The 1776-nt window shown below is 43.7% G+C and carries 2 protein-coding genes; both read left to right on the forward strand.

From position 1 onward, the window contains the following. The first annotated feature begins 122 nt into the window (after positions 1 to 122). Positions 123 to 470, forward strand: coding sequence for a hypothetical protein (locus tag EII41_RS13490; protein WP_124790991.1), 348 nt, complete (start codon positions 123 to 125; stop codon positions 468 to 470). 183 nt (positions 471 to 653) lie between these two features. Further along, the gene (locus EII41_RS13495; RefSeq protein ID WP_124790992.1) at positions 654 to 1718 is read left to right on the forward strand and encodes a PAAR-like protein; all 1065 of its coding nucleotides are present in this window, start codon (positions 654 to 656) and stop codon (positions 1716 to 1718) included. Positions 1719 to 1776 lie beyond the last annotated feature (58 nt).

Here is a 1776-nt window from a genome sequence, read left to right on the forward strand (position 1 = left end):
AAAAAATCTCTAACGCTACGCGTTAGAAAAATATATGTATTATATTTTATTAATCAGGCAGTTATAGTTGTTTTTTGTTCTATTGCGTAATCTGGGTTAAATAGTGGAAAAATTGAGCGAAGATGAGACTTTTAGAATTCAAAAGAACAAAATTGTTCGATGGCATTGAGGATGGACTATTCGATAAAGATTTTCTATTAAATATAGAGGGGAAATCTGTGTTATTTATTGTGGATGACATTACTCCACATAAATTAATAGACTGTCCGGTCAAACAAGATGTAATAAATAAATTGCATCTGGAATCAGATGGCATATCCAATATTGTGACAAAAGAGCAGCGATTACAGGTTTATTACTTAAATGAAGATGATTTGTTGATTATCTTTTCAATGGGTGAATATCAACCAGGAAGATACATGCTTTTCCTGGAAGGAGTCTTTCTTAAACTGAACTTATTTCCAACTTAAATAACTCCTCTGGATTACCTTGTAGAACTCTTGGAATTCTCTGGGCAAAGTATTTCTATTTTCCAAGGGGCTTTAACTAATTCAGGATTGAACTATAAATAGCTAAGGAGTATTTTATTATGTTACATACTCCAACTGTTTTTGTAAAGAAATTTCTCCGTTTCACTCATTTGCCCAAAGGGGATGGCCAATTTCGATCCGTTCGGTGCCTGTGCCTGCTGCAATGGGTCGCCTTGTACAGCTCCCGTTATAGACTGGACCCATGTAACGGATAAGATTCGTCTGGGGGGAAATCTGCTTCTGCTCGAAAATAGTGAGTTACTCTGTTCGCTGGGAGGCCGGATCAAGATTTTCTACACATTGGCAGCCGCTTCGGCTGCCTGCGGTGCCTCACGCGAAGAAGAACGCAGTTTCTGGAGTAAGGCTATCGATTTCGGTAAAGGCTTGGGCAAAGGTCTTTGGAAAGGGCTCAAAGGTACAGTTACAGGCGTCATTGATCTGGGAATTTGGGCAGGCAAGCACTCGCTCCCATACATGTTACTCGACCCGGCCGGCTTCGCCGACCAGTTGAAGCAAGACCGAGAGACGTTGAAGTCGCTTGGCAATCTTGCCGGGAAAGCCGGGACTTGGATATACCGTAATTCTGCCGTAAATTTGCTGGCCAATCCTCAGGACTTTCTGGCGGCACAACAGGAGAACAAAGCCATGTTGGAAACCCTTGCCGACAAGGCTGCCAATATGAGTGCCGAGGAATGGGGAGACTTTGCCGGGCAGGTGCTGTTCGAGGTGGGAACGGAGGTTGCCACCGCAGGAGGAGCCGCAGCTCTCACAGCCGTAAAAGTTGCCGACAAGGTGGTAGATGTGGCAAAGGTTGCCAATCGGGGCGATGATGCATTGGATGCAGCCAAAGCGTTGGATAAGCTGGATGATGCTGTTGATATAGCCGAGGCTGCCGACAAATTGGATGATGCAGCAGATGCAGCCAAAGCTTTGGACAAAGCAAAGGTGCCCAAGCTGGAAATGCCCGTGACAAATGCACGCAAAAAAGGTAAGCCATTAAATTCTCCGGATATTGATAAATGGAAGAAGAAGGGTGGAAGAGTCGAGGTATTAGATAACGGGACATGGCGTTATACAGATTGGGAAGGAAACGTTGTTGACTATGTGAATGGATATCCTGTCTTCAAAGAGCCACACCTAAGACAGAGTGTGAATATTGGAAAACAAAAAGCAGGGTTGACGCATTAAAATTGTATTGTGATTAGTTGTTGTGGCTTCATTCGAGCCAGTTTCTTTTGGATACGAG

Origin of the sequence: Tannerella forsythia, from assembly GCF_003860135.1 — a bacterium.
Classification (GTDB): Bacteria; Bacteroidota; Bacteroidia; order Bacteroidales; family Tannerellaceae; genus Tannerella; species Tannerella forsythia_A.